The organism is Amycolatopsis benzoatilytica AK 16/65, from assembly GCF_000383915.1.
Taxonomy (GTDB): domain Bacteria; phylum Actinomycetota; class Actinomycetes; order Mycobacteriales; family Pseudonocardiaceae; genus Amycolatopsis; species Amycolatopsis benzoatilytica.
In genome coordinates this window covers 2,519,612-2,537,524 of the sequence record NZ_KB912942.1, presented here as the reverse complement: position 1 = coordinate 2,537,524, position 17,913 = coordinate 2,519,612, and the positions used below count along the sequence as shown (strand labels likewise).

The window sequence follows — 17,913 nt, the reverse complement described above, 5'->3', positions numbered from 1 at the left end:
TCCCTGCAGTAGGTCGCGCGCAGCGAGTACCCCGGGGGCGGTGCGCCCATGCGCACCGTTTGCCCGCTCCGTCGCCGGGTATTCCGGGGCCGGTGAACACGTTCCCGGACTACACCGTCGTGATCCCGACGACCGGCCGTCCCGCGCTGCGGTCCCTGCTGGAGACGCTGCGCGCCGGCCTCGGACCCGGCCCGACGGAAGTGATCGTGGTCGACGACCGTCTACAAGGGTCAGACCTCGGCCTGCCGGCCGGGGTGCGGGTGCTGCGCTCGGGCGGCCGCGGACCGGCCGCGGCGCGCAACGTCGGCTGGCGCGCGGCTAAGTCGGAGTGGATCGCGTTCGTGGACGACGACGTGGTGCTCGCGGAGGACTGGCCAGCGCAGCTCGTCGCCGATCTGGCGCGGGTGCCGCCGGAGGCCGCCGCGTCGCAGGCGCGGATCGTCGTTCCGCTGCCGGCGGGCCGGAAGCCGACCGACGACGAACGCGGCACCGCTGGATTGGCCACCGCGCGATGGATCACCGCGGATATGGCCTACCGGCGCACCGCTCTCGCCGAAGCGGGCGGCTTCGACGAGCGGTTCCCGCGCGCCTTCCGCGAAGACTCTGACCTGGCGCTGCGAGTAGTGCTGAACGGCCATTGGATCGATCGCGGCGAGCGGGTCACCGTCCACCCCGCGCGCCGGGCCGGGTTCTTCGCGAGCGTGCGCGCGCAACGCGGCAACGCCGACAACGCGCGGATGCGCCTCAAACACGGCGTCCTGTGGCGGCAGCGAACCGGTGCCGGCACCGGAATGCTGGGGCGGCACGCGCTCACCGTCGCGGCCGGTCTCGCCGCGCTCGTGCCGGGCAGCCGCCGCCTCGCGTTGACCGCGTGGGCGACGCTGACCGGTGCGTTCGCCGCGCAGCGCATTCGTTCCGGGCCGGCCGCGCCGGGCGAGATCGCGCGAATGGCGTTGACCAGCGTGCTGATCCCGCCCGCGGCCTGCTGGCACCGCCTTCGAGGGGAGATCGCCGCGCGCCGCCCGGACCGGCCGCGCGCGGTGCTGTTCGACCGCGACGACACGCTGATCCACGACGTGCCGTACCTGTCCGATCCGGCACTGGTCCGGCCGATCGACGGAGCGGTGGACGCGGTGCGGTCGCTGCGGCAGGCCGGCGTGCGGCTGGGCGTGGTGAGCAATCAGTCCGGAGTCGCGAAAGGACTCATCAGTCCCGATCAGCTCAGCGCGGTGAACGCCCGGGTGGACGAGCTGTTCGGCGGGTTCGGCACCTGGCAGGTCTGTCCGCACGACGCGGCGGACGGTTGCGGCTGCCGCAAACCCTCTCCCGAGCTCGTCCGCCGGGCGGCGCGGGAACTGTCGGTCGATCCCTCGCAGTGTGTAGTCATCGGCGACACCGGCGCGGACGTGGACGCGGCCCTCGCGGCCGGGGCGCGGGCAGTGCTGGTGCCGACCGCGCGCACCCGCCCGGTGGAGGTCGTCCGCGCCCGCCGGGAAGCATTCCTCGCCCGAGACCTCGCCGACGCGCTGCGGCGGGCAGGCGTCGCCTCGTGACCCGGATTCTCGCCGCGCGGCAGGACAATCTCGGCGACGTCCTGCTGGCCGGTCCGGCGGTGCGCGCGCTCGCCGCGCAAGCCGAGCACCTCACAGTGCTGGCCGGGCCGCATGGCGCGGCGGCCGCCAGGCTGTTGCCCGGCGTCGACGAGGTGATCGAGTTCCGCGCGCCGTGGATCGACCTCGACCCGCCGCCGGTGACCAGGGCGGCTGTCGACGCGCTGGCCGAGCGGCTGGCCGGATTCGACCGGGCGTTCGTGTTCACGTCTTTCCACCAGTCGCCGCTGCCGCTCGCGTTCGTGCTGCGGCTGGCCGGAGTGCCGTGGATCGGCGCGATCTGCGAGGACTATCCGGGCAGCCTGCTCGACCTGCGCCACCGTGTGCCGGGCGACCCGCCGGAGGCACGGCGGATGCTGTCGCTGACCGAAGCCGCCGGATTCCCGCTGCCAGCGGACGACGACGGCCGGCTCGCGATCCGCCCTCCGCTTCCGGAGGTGTCCCGGCTGACCGGCCCGGGCGACTACATCGTCGTGCACCCGAGCGCCTCGGCCCCGGCGCGCCAGCCGTCCTCCGCGCACCTCGCACGGATAGCGCACGCGCTCGCCGAAGCAGGGCACCGGATCGTGGTCACCGGGGAAACCGGGGACGCCGCCCCGTCGGCGGACGTCGACCTGACCGGCCGCACCACGCTGCCCGAACTGGCCGCGGTGCTCGCCGGCGCCGGCACGGTCGTGGCCCCGAACACCGGCCCGGCGCACTTGGCGGCCGCGGTCGGGACCCCGGTGGTGTCGCTGTTCGCGCCGGTGGTGCCCGCCCCGCGCTGGGCTCCGTTCGGCGTCCCGGCCGCGTTGCTCGGCGACCAGCACGCACCCTGCCGAGGCTCGAGAGCCCGGACCTGTCCGGTGCCCGGCCACCCGTGCCTGGACGGGATCGATCCGGCCGAAGTGGTGGCCGCGGTCGACGACCTCGTCCGGCAGCTGGTGCGGGCGGGCGGGCCCGAGGCTTCGCCGCGGTCGTGCTGAGCGGGCGAGCCGACCGTCTTTCCTGCCGTCGCGGCCGACATGCCGATCGCCCGTTCGACGGTCAGCGGTCGGCCGGCGCGTCCAGCACCTCGCCGTTGTGCTCGCCGACTTCCGGGGCTCGCTGAGGGCCGAGCCGCTCCCCGTCCGCCTGGATCGGCGACTTCGGCGCCCAATGCCGCCCCGCCCCCGGCTGATCGACCTCTCCGAACAAGGCCAGGTCGCGCAAAGCGGACCCGCCGTCCCGGCCGAGTTCGGCGAAGCTGCGGTAGCGCTCCCACAGAATCCGGTGCCGCGTCAGCGTTTCCGCCACCTCGGCGTATGGGGTCCGGCCGAACCACCGCGCGAGCAGCGGTGTGATCACGTCGCGGTGGCGGTAGCGGTCGGATTCGCTGGCGAACGAGATTCCCAATGCCCTGCCCAGTCCGGCGAAGGCGTCCGCGAGCCCGGTGGCGGCGAGCATCTTGTCCCAGTGTCGTTCGGTGAGCAGCACGATCATCACCCGGGCGCCGTCGGCGGTTTCGAAGTCGTGGCCGTAGGTGCCGTAGATGTCGTTGCCGGATTTGGTGCGTTCGTGGTCGGTGAGCTGCGCTTCGGCGAGGTAGCCGAGGTTCCCGGCGGTGGCGAGTGCGACGTCTTCGAGTGCGACCCGGATCGACCGGCCCTGCCCGGTTTGCTGGCGGTGCCGTTCGGCGGCGAGCAGACCGACGGCCAGGTACAGCCCGGCGCAGACGTCCCAGGCGGGCAGCACGTGGTTGACCGGTGCCGGGCCGGTGCCGGTGAGCAGCGGGAACCCGGTCGCGGCCTGCACGGTGTAGTCGACCGCGGCACCGCCGTCCGCTCGGCCGTCCAGCAGCACGTGGATCAGGTCGGGACGTCGTGCGCGCAGAGCTTCGTATCCGAGATCGGCGTGGCGCGAAGTGTTCGTCACGACCGCGCACGGGCCGCCGTCGACGATCAGGTTCGCGACCCGGCGACGGTCTTCTTCCGATTCCAGGTCGACGGCGACCGCGCGTTTTCCCTTGTTCAGCCCGGACCAGTAGAGGCTGGTCCCGGTGTCGGACAGCGGCCAGCGGGTGCGGTCGGCGGCGCCGCCGAGCGGTTCTACCCGTACGACGTCCGCGCCGAGCTGGGCGAGGGTGAGCCCGCACAGCGGGGTGGCGACGTAGCCGGACAGCTCGACGACCCGCAGCCCGGCCAGCAGGGCGGGGTTCATGCGTCGTGGACCCGGGTGAAGTCGGGCTTGCGGCGTTCGCGGTGCGAGGCGAGCCCTTCCCGGACCTCGGGGCCGGCGAAGCCGTAGAACTCCAGCGCCAGCGAGGTGTCGAAGATGGCGCCGGCGAGCTGGCGGTACCAGAGGTTGAGGCTTTGCTTGGTCCAGCGGATCGCGTCGGGCGCGCCGCCCGCGAGTTCGTGGGCGACTTCGCGGGCGGTGGGCAGCAGGTCTGCCTCGTCCTCGACGCACATCGACACCAGCCCGATCCGCTCCGCCTCCGCGCCGGTCAGCGGGCGGCAGGTCATCAGGTAGTACTTGGCTTTGGCCATCCCGCACAGCAGCGGCCAGCACACGGCGGCGTGGTCGCCCGCCGCGACGCCGAGGCGGGTGTGGCCGTCGATGATTTTCGCGTTGGCGGTGACGACGGAGACGTCGGCGAGTACTCCGGCGACGAGTCCGGCGCCGACGGCGGGGCCGTGGATCGCGGACACGATCGGCTTGGAGCAGTCGATCACGTTGTAGACCAGGTCGCGGGCCTCGCGCATGGTGCGGGAGCGGGCTTCGTAGTCGGTGGCGAGTTTTTCGACCAGGTCGAACGATCCGCCGGCGGAGAAGCCTTTGCCTTCGCCGCGCAGCAGGACAGCTTTGACCGCCGGGTCGCGGTCGAATTCGCGCCAGATGTCGGCGAGATCGGCGTGTGCGGGTTCGCTGACCGCGTTGAGGTTCGGGGCGTCGAGAACCAGTTCGAGGACCCCGTCCTCGTCGGGTCCGTCCACGCGCAGGTGCTCGAATCGTGCGTAGCGGCTCATGCCGTTCCCTTCCTGCCGTCGCCGAGGGCAAGCCCTCGCGGTCGTACTTCCTGCCTTCGAGTTCCACCACCTGCTGCGTGGTCATCGTGACCCCGGCAGCGGCCCGCTTCAGCTCGGCGAACGCGCAATCCGCGCCTGCCCGAACGCGTGCCCGCCTTCCTCCGCCGAGCCGAAGACGCGGGTCACGCCGTCACCCGCTCGAACACTGCGGCCAGGCCCTGTCCGCCGCCGATGCACATGGTCTCCAGCCCGTACCGGGCTTCGCGGCGCTGCATTTCCCGGGCCAGGGTGGTGAGGATGCGGGTGCCGGTGGCGCCGACGGGGTGGCCGAGCGAGATCCCGGAGCCGTGGACGTTGAGCCGGTCGAAGTCGGTGTCGCCGAAGCCCCATTCGCGGGTGCAGGCCAGCGCCTGCGCGGCGAAGGCTTCGTTGAGTTCGATGAGGTCGATGTCGGAGATCTTGAGCCCGGCGCGTTCGAGCGCGAGCGCGGAGGCGGGCACCGGCCCGATGCCCATGATCTTGGGCTCGACTCCGGCGACGCCGTGCGAGACCAGCCGCACGAGCGGGCGGAGGCCGAGTTGGTCGGCGCGTTCTCGGGTGGTGACGATGCAGACGGCGGCGGCGTCGTTCTGGCCGCTGGCGTTGCCCGCGGTGACGGTGGCTTCCGGATCCTGCTTGCCCAGCACGGGGCGCAGCTTGGCAAGGGTCTCGACGGTCGTGTCCGGGCGCGGGTGCTCGTCGGTGTCCACGACGACGGTGCCCTTGCGCGTCTCGACCGGCACCGGGATGATCTCCTCGGCGAACACTCCGGATTGCTGTGCGGCGACGGCCCGCTGGTGGGACCGGGCGGCGAGCCGGTCCTGTTCTTCGCGGCTGATGCCGTATTGGCGGCGGAGGTTTTCGGCGGTTTCGAGCATGCCTCCGGGCACCGGGTAGTGCTTGCCGCCGGCGGTCTGGCGGCCGCGGGTGAGCGAGTCGTGCAGGTGCACGCCTGCGCCGCTGGCGCCCCAGCGGAGGTCGTTGGCGTAGAAGACGGTGTTGGACATGCTTTCCGCGCCGCCGGCGACGATCAGGTCGCTGGCTCCGGCTTGGACCTGTAGGGCGGCGAGGAGGACTGATTGCAGGCCGGAGCCGCAACGCCGGTCGACCTGCATGCCCGGCACAGTCACCGGCAGCCCCGCATCAAGTGCGACGACGCGGCCGATCGCGGGTGCTTCGGCGGTGGGGTAGCAGTGGCCGAGGATGACGTCGTCGATCGCGTCGGCGGGCAGGCCGGTGCGCTCCAGCAGGCCTTTGAGCGCGATGGTGGCGAGGTCGGCGGCGGGGACGGTCTTGAGGGAGCCGCCGAAGCGGCCGATCGGGGTACGGACGGGTTCGCAGATGACGGCGTCACGCATGGGGAGTGCCTTCCTCAGAGAATTCGGCTTCGAGGCTGGTGCATGGTCCGGCGGGACCGGCGAGGGTCAGGGTCGCGCCGCCGGGACGCGGCTCGGTGTGCAAGTGCGCGGGCTGGCCGCAGAACAGCGGCGCGAGGTTGCGGTGCGCCAGCCGGGTCACCCGTGCGGCGGGGTGGTCCAGGCGCAGCACCTCGGCCAGGGCGAGCGACATCAGCGGCCCGTGCACGACGAGACCGGGATAACCCTCGACCTGCGTCGCATACGGCCAGTCGTAGTGGATGCGGTGCGGGTTCGCGGTGGCGGCGGAGAAGCGCATGAGCAGGGTGGGGTCGGTGGCGAAGTCCCAGCCCGGGTCGGCCCGGCGGAATGGTGTGCCAGCCAGGACTGCGGGTGCCGCCGGTGCGGGTTCGGCGACCGCTCCTGCTCCGCGGTAGATCAGGTTCTGGCGTTCCTCGACGAGCAGCGTGCCGTCCGCTCCGGACAGGACAGTCCGCACGACGACGATCACGAACCGGCCCGAGCGCCCGGTCTTCTCCGTCACGGAGTCCACAATGGACCGTCGACTGACGGGTTCGCCGATCTTCGGCGGCCGGTGCACAGTCACCTCGCCGCCGGCGAACATGCGCCGGGGCAGGTCGACCGGCGGGAGGAACGTGCCGCGGGCGGGGTGCCCGTCGGGGCCGAGTTCGGAGGAGACGGGCCAGCGGGGGAGGGCGACCCAGTGCCACAGCGGCGGCAGGTCGTCGCCCGGGCGCGGTGCGGGCAGGCCGTTGTCGAACAGGGCGGCCAGCGCGGCGACCGGGGCGGGGTCGACCAGTTCCGCGGTGGTGAGGGCGCGCGGTTCCCAGCCGGTCACATGAACCGTCCGCCGGTGACTTCGAGGACGGTGCCGGTCATGTAGGACGACAGGTCGGAGGCGAGGAACAGCGCGACCGAGGCGATTTCGCCGACTTCGCCCGCACGGCGCATCGGGATTTCGGCCATTTTCTGGTCCCAGGCTTTCTGCGGCATGGCCTCGGTCATCGCGGTCCGGATCAGGCCCGGCTGGATCGCGTTGACCCGCACGCCGTGATGCGCCATCTCTTTCGCGGCGGCTTTGGTGAGCCCGACGATGCCGGCCTTGGCGGCGGAGTAGTTGGTCTGCCCGACCATGCCGACTTTGCCCGAGAGCGAGGACAGGTTGACGATCGAGCCGCTCTTGCGTTCGCGCATGATGGCGGCGGCTTTGCGGGTGCCGTTCCAGGTGCCCTTGAGGTGGACGTCGATGACTTGGTCGAAGTCGTCCTCGGTCATGGTGCGCATGGTGGCGTCGCGGGTGATGCCCGCGTTGTTGACGAACACGTCGACCGGGGAGGGAGCCGCGGCCAGCAGATTGTCCACATCGGACCCCTTCGTGACGTCGCAGGCGACGCCGACCGCTTCCCCGTCCAGGCTCTCGGCGGCTTTCGCGGCTGCCTCGCCGTCGATGTCGCCGAGCACGACCCGGGCGCCCTGGGCGACGAACAGCTGGGCGATGGCGAGTCCGATGCCTTGCGCGCCGCCGGTGATGACGGCGGTCCGGCCGTTGAGCAGAGTCATGGTTCCTCAGATCTTGTTGCGGGCGATGAGCTGGGCGGCGATGACGTTGCGCTGGATTTCGTTGGTTCCCTCGCCCACGATCATGAGCGGGGCGTCGCGGAAGTAGCGTTCGACGTCGTATTCCTTGGAGTATCCGTAGCCGCCGTGGACGCGGATCGCGTCGAGCGCGACTTGCATCGCGGTCTCGGAGGCGAACAGTTTTGCCATCCCGGCTTCCATGTCCGCGCGCTCGCCCGCGTCGAGCTTCTCCGCCGCGTCCAAAGTGAGCAGCCGGGCAGCGCGCATCTTCGTGGCCATGTCGGCGAGCAGGTTCCCGACGGACTGATGCTTCCAGATGGGCTTGCCGAACGATTCGCGTTCCTGGGCGTAGCGGATGGCGTCGTTCAGAGCGGCCTGGCCGACGCCCAGGGCGCGCGAGGCGACCTGGATCCGGCCGACTTCCAGCCCGCGCATCATGTGCGACCAGCCCTCGTTCGGCGTGCCGCCCAGCACGGCGTCCGCGGGCACCTGCTGGCCGTCGAAAACGAGTTCGCAGGCTTCGACGCCGCGGTAGCCGAGCTTCGGCAGCTTCTTGGAGATGGCGAGTCCGTCGCTGGGTTCGACCAGCAGGACGCTCATGCCGCGGTGGGCGGGTTCCGCGTCGCGGTCGGTGATGCACAGCAGCCCGATCAGGCCGGAGTGCGCGGCGTTGGAGATCCAGGTCTTCGAGCCGGTGATCGTGTAGCCGTCTCCGTCGGGGTCGGCGTGGGTGCGCATGGCTTGCAGGTCGCTGCCGCCGCCGGGCTCGGTCAGCGCCATCGTCGCCCGGATTCGGCCTTCAGCCATGGCAGGCAGGTACTTCTCGCGCTGTTCGGGTGTGCCGAAGGTTTTGATGAGATAGGTGATGACGGAGTGCCCGCCGATGGCGCCCGCGAGGCTCATCCAGCCGCGCGCCAGCTCCTCGGTGACCCGGGCGAAACACGCCGTGCTGACGTCCACCCCGCCGTACTCGGCCGGGGCGAGCAGGCCGAAGAAGCCGAGCTTCTTCATCTCGTCGATGAACTCGGCCGGGTAGACGTCGTCGGCTTCGAACTCGCGGACCCGGGGCCGGACCCGTTCGTCCACGAACTCCGCGACCAGGGCGACCATCTGCTGTTCGTCGTCGGTGAGCGTCATCAGGAATTTGACACCTGCCCGTTCCCTTCTCGTGCCTGCCGGAGAACGCGCTGCGCGCGCTCCAGCACCGGCTTGTCGACCATCTGCCCGTTCACCGCGACCGCCCCGCCCGCACCGGCGTCGAGGATCGAGTGCGCCCAGCGGATTTCCTCGCGCGTCGGACGCAGCGCCGCGGCGGCGACGGGGACCTGTTTCGGGTGCACGCACAGCTTTCCGGCGAACCCGAGCCGCCGCGCGTAGCGGACTTCGTCGGTGAGGTGTGCTTCGTTGTCCAGGTCCGCGGTGACGCCGTCGATCGGCCCGGGCAGTCCTGCTGCGGCGGAGGCGAGCACGAGCGCGCCCCGGGCGGCGACGAACGCGTCCCGGTCCGCCGGATCGGCGCCCAGTTCCGCGGCCAGGTCGAAGCTGCCGAACGCGAGGCGCTGCACGTTCGGCACGGTCGCGGTCTCCCGCGCGTCCAGAATCCCGCGCGCGGTTTCGACCAGCGCGATCACCGCGGGCAGGACGCCGAGCTGCTCGGCCGCGGCGCGTGTCGTCGCCGGCTCGGCTTTGGGCAGCATCACGGTGCACCGGCGCCGCCTGAGCACGGCGAGGTCTTCGTCGTGCCAAGCGGTGCCGGCGGCGTTGACGCGCACCGCGCACTCGGGGTTCTCCTCAAGCCACGCGACCACTTGTTCCCGCGCGTACACCTTGCGCTCCGGCGCGACAGCGTCCTCCAGATCGAGCACGACCAGGCTCGCCCCCGAGGCCACAGCCTTGCCGAAGCGCTCGGGGCGGTCGCCCGGGACGAACAGGAGGGTGGTCGCTTCCCGTGCGCGCGCAACCGCGCGGCTGGTCATTTCTGCGCCTTCTTCGCCTGCCGGACCAGCCCGCCGCCGATGATGAGACGCTGGATCTCGCTGGTGCCTTCGTAAAGCCGCAGCAGCCGCACGTCGCGGTAAATCCGCTCGACCGGCACGTCGCGCATGTAGCCGGTGCCGCCGTGGATCTGCACCGCCAGGTCGGCGACCTTGCCCGCCATCTCCGTGCAGTACAGCTTGGCCGCCGACGGACCGATCCGCCGGTCCTCGCCGGAGACGTAGCGCGCGGCGGTCTCGCGCACCAGCGCCCGCCCGGCCATCACCCCGGTCTGCTGATCGGCCAGCATCGCCTGCACCAGCTGGAATTCGCCGATCGGCTGACCGCCCTGCGTCGCCGAAGCGGCGTAGGCGACGGATTCGTCCAGCGCCCGCTGGGCGGTCCCGACCGCGAGCGCGGCGATGTGCACCCGGCCGCGCGCCAGCGAGGTCATCGCGGCGCGGTACCCGGAGTCCTCGTCCCCGCCGACGAGCGCGGAGGCAGGCACTCGGACATTGCTGAAGGTGACGTCGGCGGTCCAGGCGCCTTCCTGGCCCATCTTCTTGTCCTTGGGTCCGACCTCCAGCCCCGGGGTGTCCGCGGGCACGAGGAACACCGCGATGCCAGGACCGGAATCGTCGGCCGGACGGGTGCGGGCGAACACGACGAACAGGTCCGCCAGCGGGGCGTTGGTGATGAACCGTTTCTGGCCGTCGATCACCCAGTCGTCCCCGTGGCGCACCGCCTTGGTGCGCAGCCCGGCGGGGTTCGATCCGGTGCCGGGCTCGGTCAGCGCGAACGACGCGACGACCTCGCCCGAGGCGATGCGCTCCAGCCACTGCGCCTTCTGCTCGTCGGTGCCGAAGCCGACCAGCACCTGCCCGGCGATGCCGTTGTTCGTGCCGAACATCGACCGCAGCGCCAGCGACGTGTAGCCGAACTCCATCGCCAGCTCGACGTCGTGGGTCAGGTCCAGCCCGAGCCCGCCCCACTCCTGCGGGATCGCGTAGCCGAACAGGCCCATCTCCGCCGCCTGCGCCCGCAGATCGTCCGGAATCGCGTCGGCGTCCATGATCTCCTGCTCGCGGGGGAGCACCTTCGCGCGAACGAAGTCGCGCACCAGTTCCAGAATCGGCCGGAAGTCCTCGGGAGTCACCGCAGCTGCCATGCCCCCACTATGACCCAGCCGACCCGCTGAGAAAATACTTTATCAGAAATCATCGGCTAGCTCACCCGCCGACTGGTTCGAAGATGATCTCCTTGGATGACAAATCCGCAGTTCAACGCGAATGACTACGCGCGACCGAGCGGGCGGCCGACGAGGTTCCGGGGCGGCGAACGGTTGCCGCAGCTGTGTAATACTTCATCGGATGGAGTCGTCCGCGCAGCGATGGGAGATGGTCGTGGCGATGCCCGAGACCGCCGGCGCCGGACCGCGCCGCACCGGCCCGGCGAACCTCAAAGCGATGGCCGCCCAGGAGATCCGGCGGCGGGTGTTCTCCGGCCGGCTGCGCCCGGGCGCGAAGATCGACCAGGACGCGCTGGCCGACGAACTGGGAATCAGCAAGCTGCCGATCCGCGAAGCCCTGATCACGCTCGACCACGAGGGTGTGGTCGAGCACATCGCCCGCCGCGGCGCGTTCGTCGCCCGGATGACCCGCGACGACATCCGCGACCACTTCCGGGTCTTCGGCCTGGTCTCCGGCCTGGCCGCCGAGCGCGCGGCGAAGAATCTCTCGCCGGCGAGCCTACAGGCGCTGGCCGATCACGCCGAGCGGATGGAAGCCGAACCCGACCCGGCGGCGAAAGAGCGGCTCAACTTCGAGTTCCACCGCAGGATCAACTACGCCGCCGACTCCCGGCGGCTGGTCTCGCTGCTGGGCATGTTGTCGAAGACGGTGTCGCACGGGTTCTACGAGGCGCACGAGGACTGGTCTGGCAAAGCGGACGACGACCACCGGCTGATCCTCAACGCGCTGGCGGCACGATCGCCGGCGAGGGCGCGGACTCTGGTGGAGAAGCACTTCGCGGAAGCCGGCGAACGCGCGGTGGCGTTGCTGGAGAAGCAGGGGTTCTGGGACCACTGACCGGGCCGCCCGGGGTCGATGTCGCGGCCGCCGGGTACGGGACTCGCCGCGAACAGGCAATGAATTTCCCGGAAATGCCCGCGGGCTCGCCGGGCCGACCTGGCCGACGAGCCCGCGGAATCCGGCTCACGAGGCGGTAATCCCACCTTTCGCCGGAGAGCCCGTTAACCTGCGACGCCAGTGCGGCCAGTCAGCGGGCGCTCCACTATTGAATCAGTCCTTTTTCAGCGCGTTCTTGACTTTGTCGGCAGCGTCGCCGAAAGCGTCTTTCACGTCCTCGGCCGCCTTCCGGATCCCGGCCTTCGCCTGGTCGGCTTTGCCTTCGTTCTCCAGGTTTTCGTTGCCGGTCAGTGCTCCGGCCGCTTCCTTGGCCTTGCCGCCGAGCTCATCGGCCTTGGCGCCGATCTTGTCTTCTGCCGACATGGATTTCTCCTTTTCGGAACTCAGATGAAAAGCAGGTCGGTGGGATAGACCGAGCGGAATCAGGATCGTCACGCACCCGATCATGTGATCGTCGTCACTCGTTCGTGGCGTGACTTTTCCGCGTCCGCGGAGTCGAACCGGTGAATGCGCAGACGGCCTGCCGAATGCGGGCCGCGCAATGACGACCGGAGGAGAAAACGATGGCTTCGACGACTGACTCGGCAGCAAAGTCCCAGGACGTGGCGAAGATCGACGCCGGACCACTGACGAGTTCGCAGGGGACGACCACGGTCGCGGACGTGGTGGTGCAGAAGATCGCCGGGCTGGCGACGCGGGAGATCCCCGGGGTGCACGCCCTCGGAGGCGGCGCGGCGCGGGCGTTCTCGGCTCTGCGGGAGCGGATCCCGGGCGCCACCGCGTCGGCCGGGCAGGGCGTCTCGGTGGAGGTGGGCGAGAAGCAGGCCGCGGTGGATCTGCAGATCGTGGTGGAGTACGGCGTCTCGATCGCGGACGTGGCTCGCTCGATCCGGCGCAACGTCATCAGCGCGGTGGAAGGGATGACCGGCCTCGAAGTGGTCGAGGTCAACATCAACGTCGGCGACCTGCACCTGCCGGACGAGGACGACGAAACGTCCGCCGAGAGCGGCCGGGTGCAGTGAGCCCGACCGCCGAGGCGGCCCGGATCGCCGCCGCTGTGCTCGCCTCGCCGGAAGTGGCGGACGTGCACAGCGGCCGGTTCGGCCACCTCGCAACGCTCGGCGCGAGCGGCCGGGTGCCCGGGGTGCGGGTGACCGAAGACGACGTCACCGTCGGCGTGACAGTCCGCCTGCCGTTCTCGGCTCGCGAGGTGGCCGCCGCGGTGCGGACCGCGGCCGACGTGCCAGGGCGTCCCGTGCACGTGCTCATCGCCGGCGTGGAAGAGCCGGTCCCGTCCGGGGCTGGCGCGGAGGAACCGGAAAACCGGAAGGAGACGGTGTCGTGAACGCGACTGCTCTGGGGCTGCTCACCGGCCTCGCGCTGGGCCTGGCCGCCGTGATCGGCGGATTCGGCGCATTTCTGCTGGTCTTGGTGCTCGGCGCGGTCGGGCTGCTCGTCGGGCGGGTGCTGGACGGCCGGCTCGACCTGTCGCAGCTCATCGGCCGGGGCCGGGGCTGAGCCGTGGCCGCCGTATCGGAGGCGCCGGGCGCGGTGACCGCGCCCGCGCCGGAACCGGATGAGCGAGGCAGTCTCGCCATCAGCGAACACGCGGTGGAACGGCTGGCCGCCCGCGCGGTGAACGAAATCGACCGGGTCGGCGGTTCGGCCGGGCGGACGCTCGGCATCAGCGTCGGCGGCGAAGCGCTGGACCGCTCCGCGAAGGCCACGGCCCGGGTCGCGGGCGGCGAGGTGGATCTCGAAGTGCGGTTGTCGCTGAGCTACCCGGCACCGGTCGCCTCGACGACCGAGCGGGTTCGCGCACACCTGCGCACGCGAGTGGAGGAGCTCACCGGGATGCCGGTCAGCCGGGTCGACATCACGGTGACCGCGCTGCACGATCCGGCCCCGGTGCGAAGGAGGATCGAATGAAACGCCGCACCCGCCGGTCCGTGCCGGCGACCTTGACCGCATGCGTCCTGCTGGCGGCATGCGTTCTGCTCGCCGTCGCCGCGATCCAGCGGCTCACCGGACATCCGCCGTGGCTGGACTACCGCTCGGTCGCGTCGGCTGTGCACGACGCGCATTGGGCGGATCCGCTCACCGCGATCGTCTCGGCCGCTGTCGTCGCCGTCGGGCTGATCTTGCTGCTGGCCGCGCTCCTTCCAGGCAAGCGCCGGGTCCTCCCGTTGGAGGGGACACCGGATTCCGGCGCCGACAGCGCGAGCTACCGAACGGCGTTGCACGCTGCCGCCGCCGCGGTGGACGGAGTCGACAAGGCCCGGCTCTCGCCGGGCGGGCGCACGGTGAAGGTCCGGGTGAAGACGGCGCGCACCCGGACCGAGGGACTGGCCGAAGCCGTCCGCTCCGCGGTGGAGGCGCGGCTGGACAGCATCGCGCCCTCCCGCCGGCCCTCAGTGCGCGTCCGGGTCCGGGCGACGAGGGAGGCGTCATGACCGGCTTCAACCGCCCGGCGGGACTCAACCGGTCTCTGCTCGGGTTGATCGGGCTCGTGCTGCTCGCCGGGGGCGGATTCGGGCTGGCGACGCACTTTCGCGTGCTGCGGCTGCTCGATCCCGCGGCGCCGCTCGTGCCGAAGACCGCCGAACCGCCGGTGTGGGCGCTCTACGGAGTCGCCGCGGCGGCGGTGCTGGTCGGGCTCCTCGCACTGCGCTGGCTGCTGGCCCAGTTCGCGCACCGGCCGCGCACCAGGACCTGGCGTTTCGAGGCCGATCCCGAGTACGGGCGGACCGAATTGCGCGCCGACACCGCCGTCGCGCCGTTCTCCGAAGAACTGCGCGGATACCCTGGCGTGCACCAGGTCCGCGCCGCGCTGGCCGGACCGCGAGAGGCTCCTTCGCTGGCCCTTGTCGTCACTGCGGAGCTGGATGCCGACCTCGGGGCGATCCGCGAACGCATCACCGAGGACGCACTTCCCCGGCTGGCCGAAGCGCTGGAACTCGACACTGTGCCGGTGGCCCTCGAATTCCGGTTCACCCGGCGGGCGCGTTCCCGCGTGGGCTGAGCGAAGCAGAGGGACCCGTGAGCGTTCGTCACGAGTCCCTCTGCTGACCGGACCTCAGCCTCGTGGCTGCTCGGCCCACCACTTCCGCCCGGCTTCCGGCAGAGTCTGGATCGGGTCGTAGTACGGGTACTTCCGCTGCAACGCCTCCGGGTCCTCGTGCTCGATCCCGGTCCGGTAGTTCTTCGTCCAGTACGAGATCCCCAGCTCCCGGTCGTACTCGGCCAGCTGGTGCACCCACCGCTTCCCGACGTACGGGACGTCGCACACGATGCGCGGCGTCGCGTACCCGGGCAGGTATCCCATGATCGAGTGCTGCAGTTCCTGCGCCTCCCACACCGCGACGCGCCAGTGTTCCGCGTTCGGGATCATGTCGCACATGTAGAAGTAGTACGGCAGGATGTTCGCTTCGCCCTGCAGTGCGAAGCACAGGTCCAGCAGCTCCGCCGGCGTCGCGTTCACCCCGCGCATCAGCACGCCCTGGTTCCGCACGTCCCGCACGCCCACTTGCAGTGCCGTGCGCGCCGCCTCGGCGACCAGCGGGGTCACTGACTGCGCGTGGTTCACGTGCGTGTGGATCGCCAGGTTCACACCGCGGGCCTGCGCGGTGAGCGCCACCCGCTGCAGGCCTTCGGTGACCTTCGGCTGGAGCCAGTGCTGCGGCAGCGCGGCGAGCGCCTTGGTGGCGAGGCGGATGTCGCGGACGGTCTCGATGTCCATCAGCCGCATCAGGAACGACTCCAGCTGCGGCCACGGCACATTGGCGACGTCGCCGCCGGATACCACGACGTCGCGCACGCCGGGCGTGCGCTTGAGGTAGTCGATCATCGCGTCCTGGCGGTCGACCGGCTTGAGCGAGAGCTTGTGCTTCTCCACCTGTTCGGTCGAGTTGCCGACGAGGTCCATCCGGGTGCAGTGGCCGCAGTACTGCGGGCAGGTGGAGATCATTTCGGCCAGCACTTTGGTCGGGTAGCGGTGGGTGAGCCCCTCGACCACCCACATCTCGGCCTCGTGCAGCGAGTCGCGCTCGGCGTGCGGGTGGCTCGGCCACTGCGCGTGCCGGTCGCTGCGGACCGGGAGCATGTACCGGCGGATCGGGTCGGCGTAGAACGCCTCGGTCACCTTCGCCGGGTCGGTGCCCGCGTGCGGGGCCATCGTGTTGATCATCTGCGGCGGCAGCAGCATCGACATGGTGGCCATCTCGCGCTGGTCGGCGACCAGGTCCTCGTAGAACCGCTCCTCCAGCAGATCGCCCATCAGGGCGCGCAGCTGCTTCACGTTGCGCACGCAGTGCACGCGCTGCCACTGGGCGTCGCGCCACTCCGCTTCGGTGACGTCGTGCCAGCCGGGGAAGCGGCGCCAGTCGGGTTCCACCAGCTCGGCGCGCGCGTATTCATACGGCTGGTCGAAGGCGGCGGCAGTCGGCACAGGTTCCTGGATCGCAGTCATCTGTACTCCTCGTCGTCGGAAACACGTGAAAATATCCTGTCACAACGTTAGTCGACCGTAAATCTTTTCGCACGACGACCCGGTCGGGCCGGCCTGGACGATCAGGGCAGACTCGTGGCGTGAACGACAGCACCACGCTTCTGCTCGGCGGCCGCGTCTACACCCCGTCGTCCTCGGACGCGACCGCGATGGCGGTTTCCGGCGGCACCGTCGTATGGGTCGGGCAGGACGCGCCCGCCCGCGCGCTGCACCCGGACGCCGAGGTGGTCGACCTGGGCGGGGCGTTCGTCGCACCGGCGTTCGTGGACGCGCACGTGCACGCCACGTCCACCGGACTGCACCTCACCGGCCTCGACCTGACCGCCGCCCGCAGCGCCGCCGACCTGCTCGCCGCGGTCCGCGAGGCCGTCGTTCCCGGGCGGGTCCTGCTGGCGCACGGCTGGGACGAGTCCGCGTGGTCCGAACCCCGGCTGCCCAGCCGCGCCGAACTGGACGCGGCCGCCGGCGACACCCCGGTCTACCTGAGCCGCGTCGACGTCCATTCCGCGCTGGTGTCCAGCGCTCTCGCCCGGCTCGCGCCGGGCGTCGAATCGGCCGCTGGCTGGTCCGCCGACGGCCCGCTGACCCGCGACGCGCACCATCGCGTCCGCGGAGCCGTCCGCGACGCGGTCAGCCGATCGCACCGGCAGGAAGCGCAACGCGCCTTCCTCGCCGCCGCCGCCGCGCGCGGGATCGTGTCGGTGCACGAATGCGCCGGCCCGGACATCTCCGGCCCGGAAGACTTCGCCGACCTGCTCGCTCTCGCCGCCGAGCCCGGTCTGCCCGAGGTGGTCGGCTACTGGGGCGAGCTGAACGGCCTGGAAACCGCCCGCCGGCTCGGCGCGCACGGCGTCGGCGGGGACCTCTTCGTCGACGGCGCGCTCGGCTCCCGCACGGCCGCGCTGAGCAGCCCGTACTCCGACGAGCCCGGCACGTCCGGCTCGCTCTACGCCGACGCGACCGTCATCGCGAACCATCTCGTCGCCTGCACCGAGGCCGGCCTGCAGGCGGGCTTCCACGTCATCGGCGACGCGGCCGCTGCGGAGGTCGTCGAAGGGTTCCGCCGAGCGGAGAAGCAGGTCGGCCAGCGCGCGCTCGCCGCGCGCCACCACCGGCTGGAGCACTTGGAGATGGTCACCGCCGAGCAGGCCCGCGCGCTCGCCGGCTGGGGGGTCGTCGCGTCGGTGCAGCCGATGTTCGACGAGGCCTGGGGAGGCGGGTCCGGGATGTACTCCGAACGCCTCGGCGCACGCGCCGCCGCGCTGAATCCCTTCGCGCAGCTCGCCGCCGAGGGCGTCGTCCTCGCGTTCGGCAGCGACGCCCCGGTCACCGCGCTCGATCCGTGGGCCGCGGTCCGCGCCGCCGTGCACCACCACACCCCCGAAGCGCGCCTGTCCGCCCGTGCCGCCTTCACCGCGCACACCCGCGCCGGACACCGCGCAGCCGGGGTCAACGACGGCGTGACCGGGAGCCTCGTCCCCGGCGCGCCCGCGCACTACGCGATCTGGGACGCCGCGGACCTCGTCGTCGCCACCGCCGACACCCGCGTGCAGCGCTGGTCGACCGATCCGCGCTCCGGCGTGCCCCCGCTGCCGAGACTGGAGCCGGGCACGCCGCTGCCGCGCTGCCTGCGCACGGTCCGCGGCGGGACGGTCATCTACGACGAGTTCACACCGGCCGCTTAGAGTTCCGGGT

General features: G+C 71.4%; 20 protein-coding genes. 10 read left to right on the top strand and 10 right to left on the bottom strand.

Annotation, left to right across the window (positions count from 1 at the left end; translation table 11 throughout):
* The first annotated feature begins 92 nt into the window (after nt 1-92).
* Both AMYBE_RS0111560 and AMYBE_RS0111555 read left to right on the top strand, forming a co-directional pair.
* Nucleotides 93-1,553, top strand: coding sequence for an HAD-IIIA family hydrolase (locus AMYBE_RS0111560; RefSeq protein ID WP_020659533.1), 1,461 nt, complete (start codon nt 93-95; stop codon nt 1,551-1,553).
* Nucleotides 1,550-2,575: a glycosyltransferase family 9 protein gene (locus AMYBE_RS0111555; RefSeq protein WP_020659532.1), complete on the top strand. Its 1,026-nt coding sequence runs from the start codon at nt 1,550-1,552 to the stop codon at nt 2,573-2,575. Before AMYBE_RS0111560 ends, AMYBE_RS0111555 begins: the two co-directional genes overlap by 4 nt.
* Nucleotides 2,576-2,636: 61 nt before the next feature.
* Here AMYBE_RS0111555 and AMYBE_RS41500 read toward each other — a convergent pair whose 3' ends face one another.
* The 8 genes from AMYBE_RS41500 to AMYBE_RS0111515 form a co-directional block, all read right to left on the bottom strand.
* Nucleotides 2,637-3,788 (bottom strand): CoA transferase, encoded by a 1,152-nt coding sequence (locus AMYBE_RS41500; RefSeq protein ID WP_020659531.1) that lies wholly within the window; start codon nt 3,786-3,788, stop codon nt 2,637-2,639.
* Nucleotides 3,785-4,597 (bottom strand): enoyl-CoA hydratase/isomerase family protein, encoded by an 813-nt coding sequence (locus AMYBE_RS0111545; RefSeq protein WP_020659530.1) that lies wholly within the window; start codon nt 4,595-4,597, stop codon nt 3,785-3,787. Before AMYBE_RS0111545 ends, AMYBE_RS41500 begins: the two co-directional genes overlap by 4 nt.
* 182 nt (nt 4,598-4,779) lie before the next feature.
* Entirely contained in the window at nt 4,780-5,994 is a 1,215-nt protein-coding gene (locus tag AMYBE_RS0111540) for an acetyl-CoA C-acetyltransferase (RefSeq protein WP_020659529.1), read from the bottom strand.
* Complete coding sequence (locus AMYBE_RS0111535; RefSeq protein ID WP_020659528.1) at nt 5,987-6,850, bottom strand: HTD2 family dehydratase; 864 nt, start codon at nt 6,848-6,850, stop codon at nt 5,987-5,989. Before AMYBE_RS0111535 ends, AMYBE_RS0111540 begins: the two co-directional genes overlap by 8 nt.
* Complete coding sequence (fabG, locus tag AMYBE_RS0111530) at nt 6,847-7,572, bottom strand: 3-oxoacyl-ACP reductase FabG (RefSeq protein WP_020659527.1); 726 nt, start codon at nt 7,570-7,572, stop codon at nt 6,847-6,849. Before fabG ends, AMYBE_RS0111535 begins: the two co-directional genes overlap by 4 nt.
* A gap of 6 nt (nt 7,573-7,578) precedes the next feature.
* The gene (locus AMYBE_RS0111525) at nt 7,579-8,727 is read right to left on the bottom strand and encodes an acyl-CoA dehydrogenase family protein (protein ID WP_020659526.1); all 1,149 of its coding nucleotides are present in this window, start codon (nt 8,725-8,727) and stop codon (nt 7,579-7,581) included.
* Nucleotides 8,727-9,566: an HpcH/HpaI aldolase/citrate lyase family protein gene (locus AMYBE_RS0111520; RefSeq protein ID WP_020659525.1), complete on the bottom strand. Its 840-nt coding sequence runs from the start codon at nt 9,564-9,566 to the stop codon at nt 8,727-8,729. The genes AMYBE_RS0111525 and AMYBE_RS0111520 overlap by 1 nt, the downstream gene beginning before the upstream one ends.
* Complete coding sequence (locus tag AMYBE_RS0111515; protein ID WP_020659524.1) at nt 9,563-10,732, bottom strand: acyl-CoA dehydrogenase family protein; 1,170 nt, start codon at nt 10,730-10,732, stop codon at nt 9,563-9,565. Before AMYBE_RS0111515 ends, AMYBE_RS0111520 begins: the two co-directional genes overlap by 4 nt.
* A 202-nt stretch (nt 10,733-10,934) precedes the next feature.
* Here AMYBE_RS0111515 and AMYBE_RS0111510 point away from each other — a divergent pair, with 202 nt between their 5' ends.
* Nucleotides 10,935-11,651: a GntR family transcriptional regulator gene (locus tag AMYBE_RS0111510; RefSeq protein WP_020659523.1), complete on the top strand. Its 717-nt coding sequence runs from the start codon at nt 10,935-10,937 to the stop codon at nt 11,649-11,651.
* A 213-nt stretch (nt 11,652-11,864) separates the two neighbouring features.
* On the opposite strand, the gene AMYBE_RS0111505 is transcribed toward AMYBE_RS0111510, so the two are convergent.
* Nucleotides 11,865-12,146, bottom strand: a complete 282-nt coding sequence (locus AMYBE_RS0111505) for a CsbD family protein (RefSeq protein WP_245573184.1) — start codon at nt 12,144-12,146, stop codon at nt 11,865-11,867.
* Between the two features lie 128 nt (nt 12,147-12,274).
* Here AMYBE_RS0111505 and AMYBE_RS0111500 point away from each other — a divergent pair, with 128 nt between their 5' ends.
* From AMYBE_RS0111500 to AMYBE_RS0111475, 6 genes are read left to right on the top strand one after another with little or no spacing between them, the layout of a single operon-like run.
* Nucleotides 12,275-12,733: an Asp23/Gls24 family envelope stress response protein gene (locus tag AMYBE_RS0111500; protein WP_020659521.1), complete on the top strand. Its 459-nt coding sequence runs from the start codon at nt 12,275-12,277 to the stop codon at nt 12,731-12,733.
* Nucleotides 12,730-13,056: a hypothetical protein gene (locus AMYBE_RS0111495; RefSeq protein ID WP_020659520.1), complete on the top strand. Its 327-nt coding sequence runs from the start codon at nt 12,730-12,732 to the stop codon at nt 13,054-13,056. Before AMYBE_RS0111500 ends, AMYBE_RS0111495 begins: the two co-directional genes overlap by 4 nt.
* Nucleotides 13,053-13,229: a hypothetical protein gene (locus AMYBE_RS45420; protein WP_020659519.1), complete on the top strand. Its 177-nt coding sequence runs from the start codon at nt 13,053-13,055 to the stop codon at nt 13,227-13,229. The genes AMYBE_RS0111495 and AMYBE_RS45420 overlap by 4 nt, the downstream gene beginning before the upstream one ends.
* A gap of 3 nt (nt 13,230-13,232) precedes the next feature.
* A complete protein-coding gene (locus tag AMYBE_RS0111485) occupies nt 13,233-13,640 on the top strand; it encodes an Asp23/Gls24 family envelope stress response protein (RefSeq protein WP_020659518.1) in 408 nt (135 codons plus the stop codon).
* Nucleotides 13,637-14,164, top strand: coding sequence for a DUF6286 domain-containing protein (locus AMYBE_RS0111480; RefSeq protein ID WP_020659517.1), 528 nt, complete (start codon nt 13,637-13,639; stop codon nt 14,162-14,164). Before AMYBE_RS0111485 ends, AMYBE_RS0111480 begins: the two co-directional genes overlap by 4 nt.
* Nucleotides 14,161-14,733 carry a hypothetical protein gene (locus AMYBE_RS0111475; RefSeq protein WP_020659516.1) on the top strand — a complete coding sequence of 191 codons (573 nt, stop codon included), beginning with the start codon at nt 14,161-14,163 and terminating at the stop codon, nt 14,731-14,733. The genes AMYBE_RS0111480 and AMYBE_RS0111475 overlap by 4 nt, the downstream gene beginning before the upstream one ends.
* Nucleotides 14,734-14,787: 54 nt before the next feature.
* Here AMYBE_RS0111475 and AMYBE_RS0111470 read toward each other — a convergent pair whose 3' ends face one another.
* Complete coding sequence (locus AMYBE_RS0111470) at nt 14,788-16,179, bottom strand: KamA family radical SAM protein (protein ID WP_020659515.1); 1,392 nt, start codon at nt 16,177-16,179, stop codon at nt 14,788-14,790.
* Nucleotides 16,180-16,298: 119 nt separating this feature from the next.
* Between AMYBE_RS0111470 and AMYBE_RS0111465 the strand changes: the two genes are divergently transcribed.
* Entirely contained in the window at nt 16,299-17,903 is a 1,605-nt protein-coding gene (locus AMYBE_RS0111465; RefSeq protein WP_020659514.1) for an amidohydrolase, read from the top strand.
* Nucleotides 17,904-17,913 lie beyond the last annotated feature (10 nt).

Coding starts and splice junctions, on each gene's coding strand:
- AMYBE_RS41500 (WP_020659531.1), bottom strand. CDS start 3,788: ATGAACCCCGCCCTGCTGGCCGGGCTGCGGGTCGTCGAGCTGTCCGGC.
- AMYBE_RS0111525 (WP_020659526.1), bottom strand. CDS start 8,727: ATGACGCTCACCGACGACGAACAGCAGATGGTCGCCCTGGTCGCGGAG.
- AMYBE_RS0111500 (WP_020659521.1), top strand. CDS start 12,275: ATGGCTTCGACGACTGACTCGGCAGCAAAGTCCCAGGACGTGGCGAAG.
- AMYBE_RS0111545 (WP_020659530.1), bottom strand. CDS start 4,597: ATGAGCCGCTACGCACGATTCGAGCACCTGCGCGTGGACGGACCCGAC.
- fabG (WP_020659527.1), bottom strand. CDS start 7,572: ATGACTCTGCTCAACGGCCGGACCGCCGTCATCACCGGCGGCGCGCAA.
- AMYBE_RS0111520 (WP_020659525.1), bottom strand. CDS start 9,566: ATGACCAGCCGCGCGGTTGCGCGCGCACGGGAAGCGACCACCCTCCTG.
- AMYBE_RS0111470 (WP_020659515.1), bottom strand. CDS start 16,179: ATGACTGCGATCCAGGAACCTGTGCCGACTGCCGCCGCCTTCGACCAG.
- AMYBE_RS0111475 (WP_020659516.1), top strand. CDS start 14,161: ATGACCGGCTTCAACCGCCCGGCGGGACTCAACCGGTCTCTGCTCGGG.
- AMYBE_RS0111515 (WP_020659524.1), bottom strand. CDS start 10,732: ATGGCAGCTGCGGTGACTCCCGAGGACTTCCGGCCGATTCTGGAACTG.
- AMYBE_RS0111480 (WP_020659517.1), top strand. CDS start 13,637: ATGAAACGCCGCACCCGCCGGTCCGTGCCGGCGACCTTGACCGCATGC.
- AMYBE_RS0111510 (WP_020659523.1), top strand. CDS start 10,935: ATGGAGTCGTCCGCGCAGCGATGGGAGATGGTCGTGGCGATGCCCGAG.
- AMYBE_RS0111540 (WP_020659529.1), bottom strand. CDS start 5,994: ATGCGTGACGCCGTCATCTGCGAACCCGTCCGTACCCCGATCGGCCGC.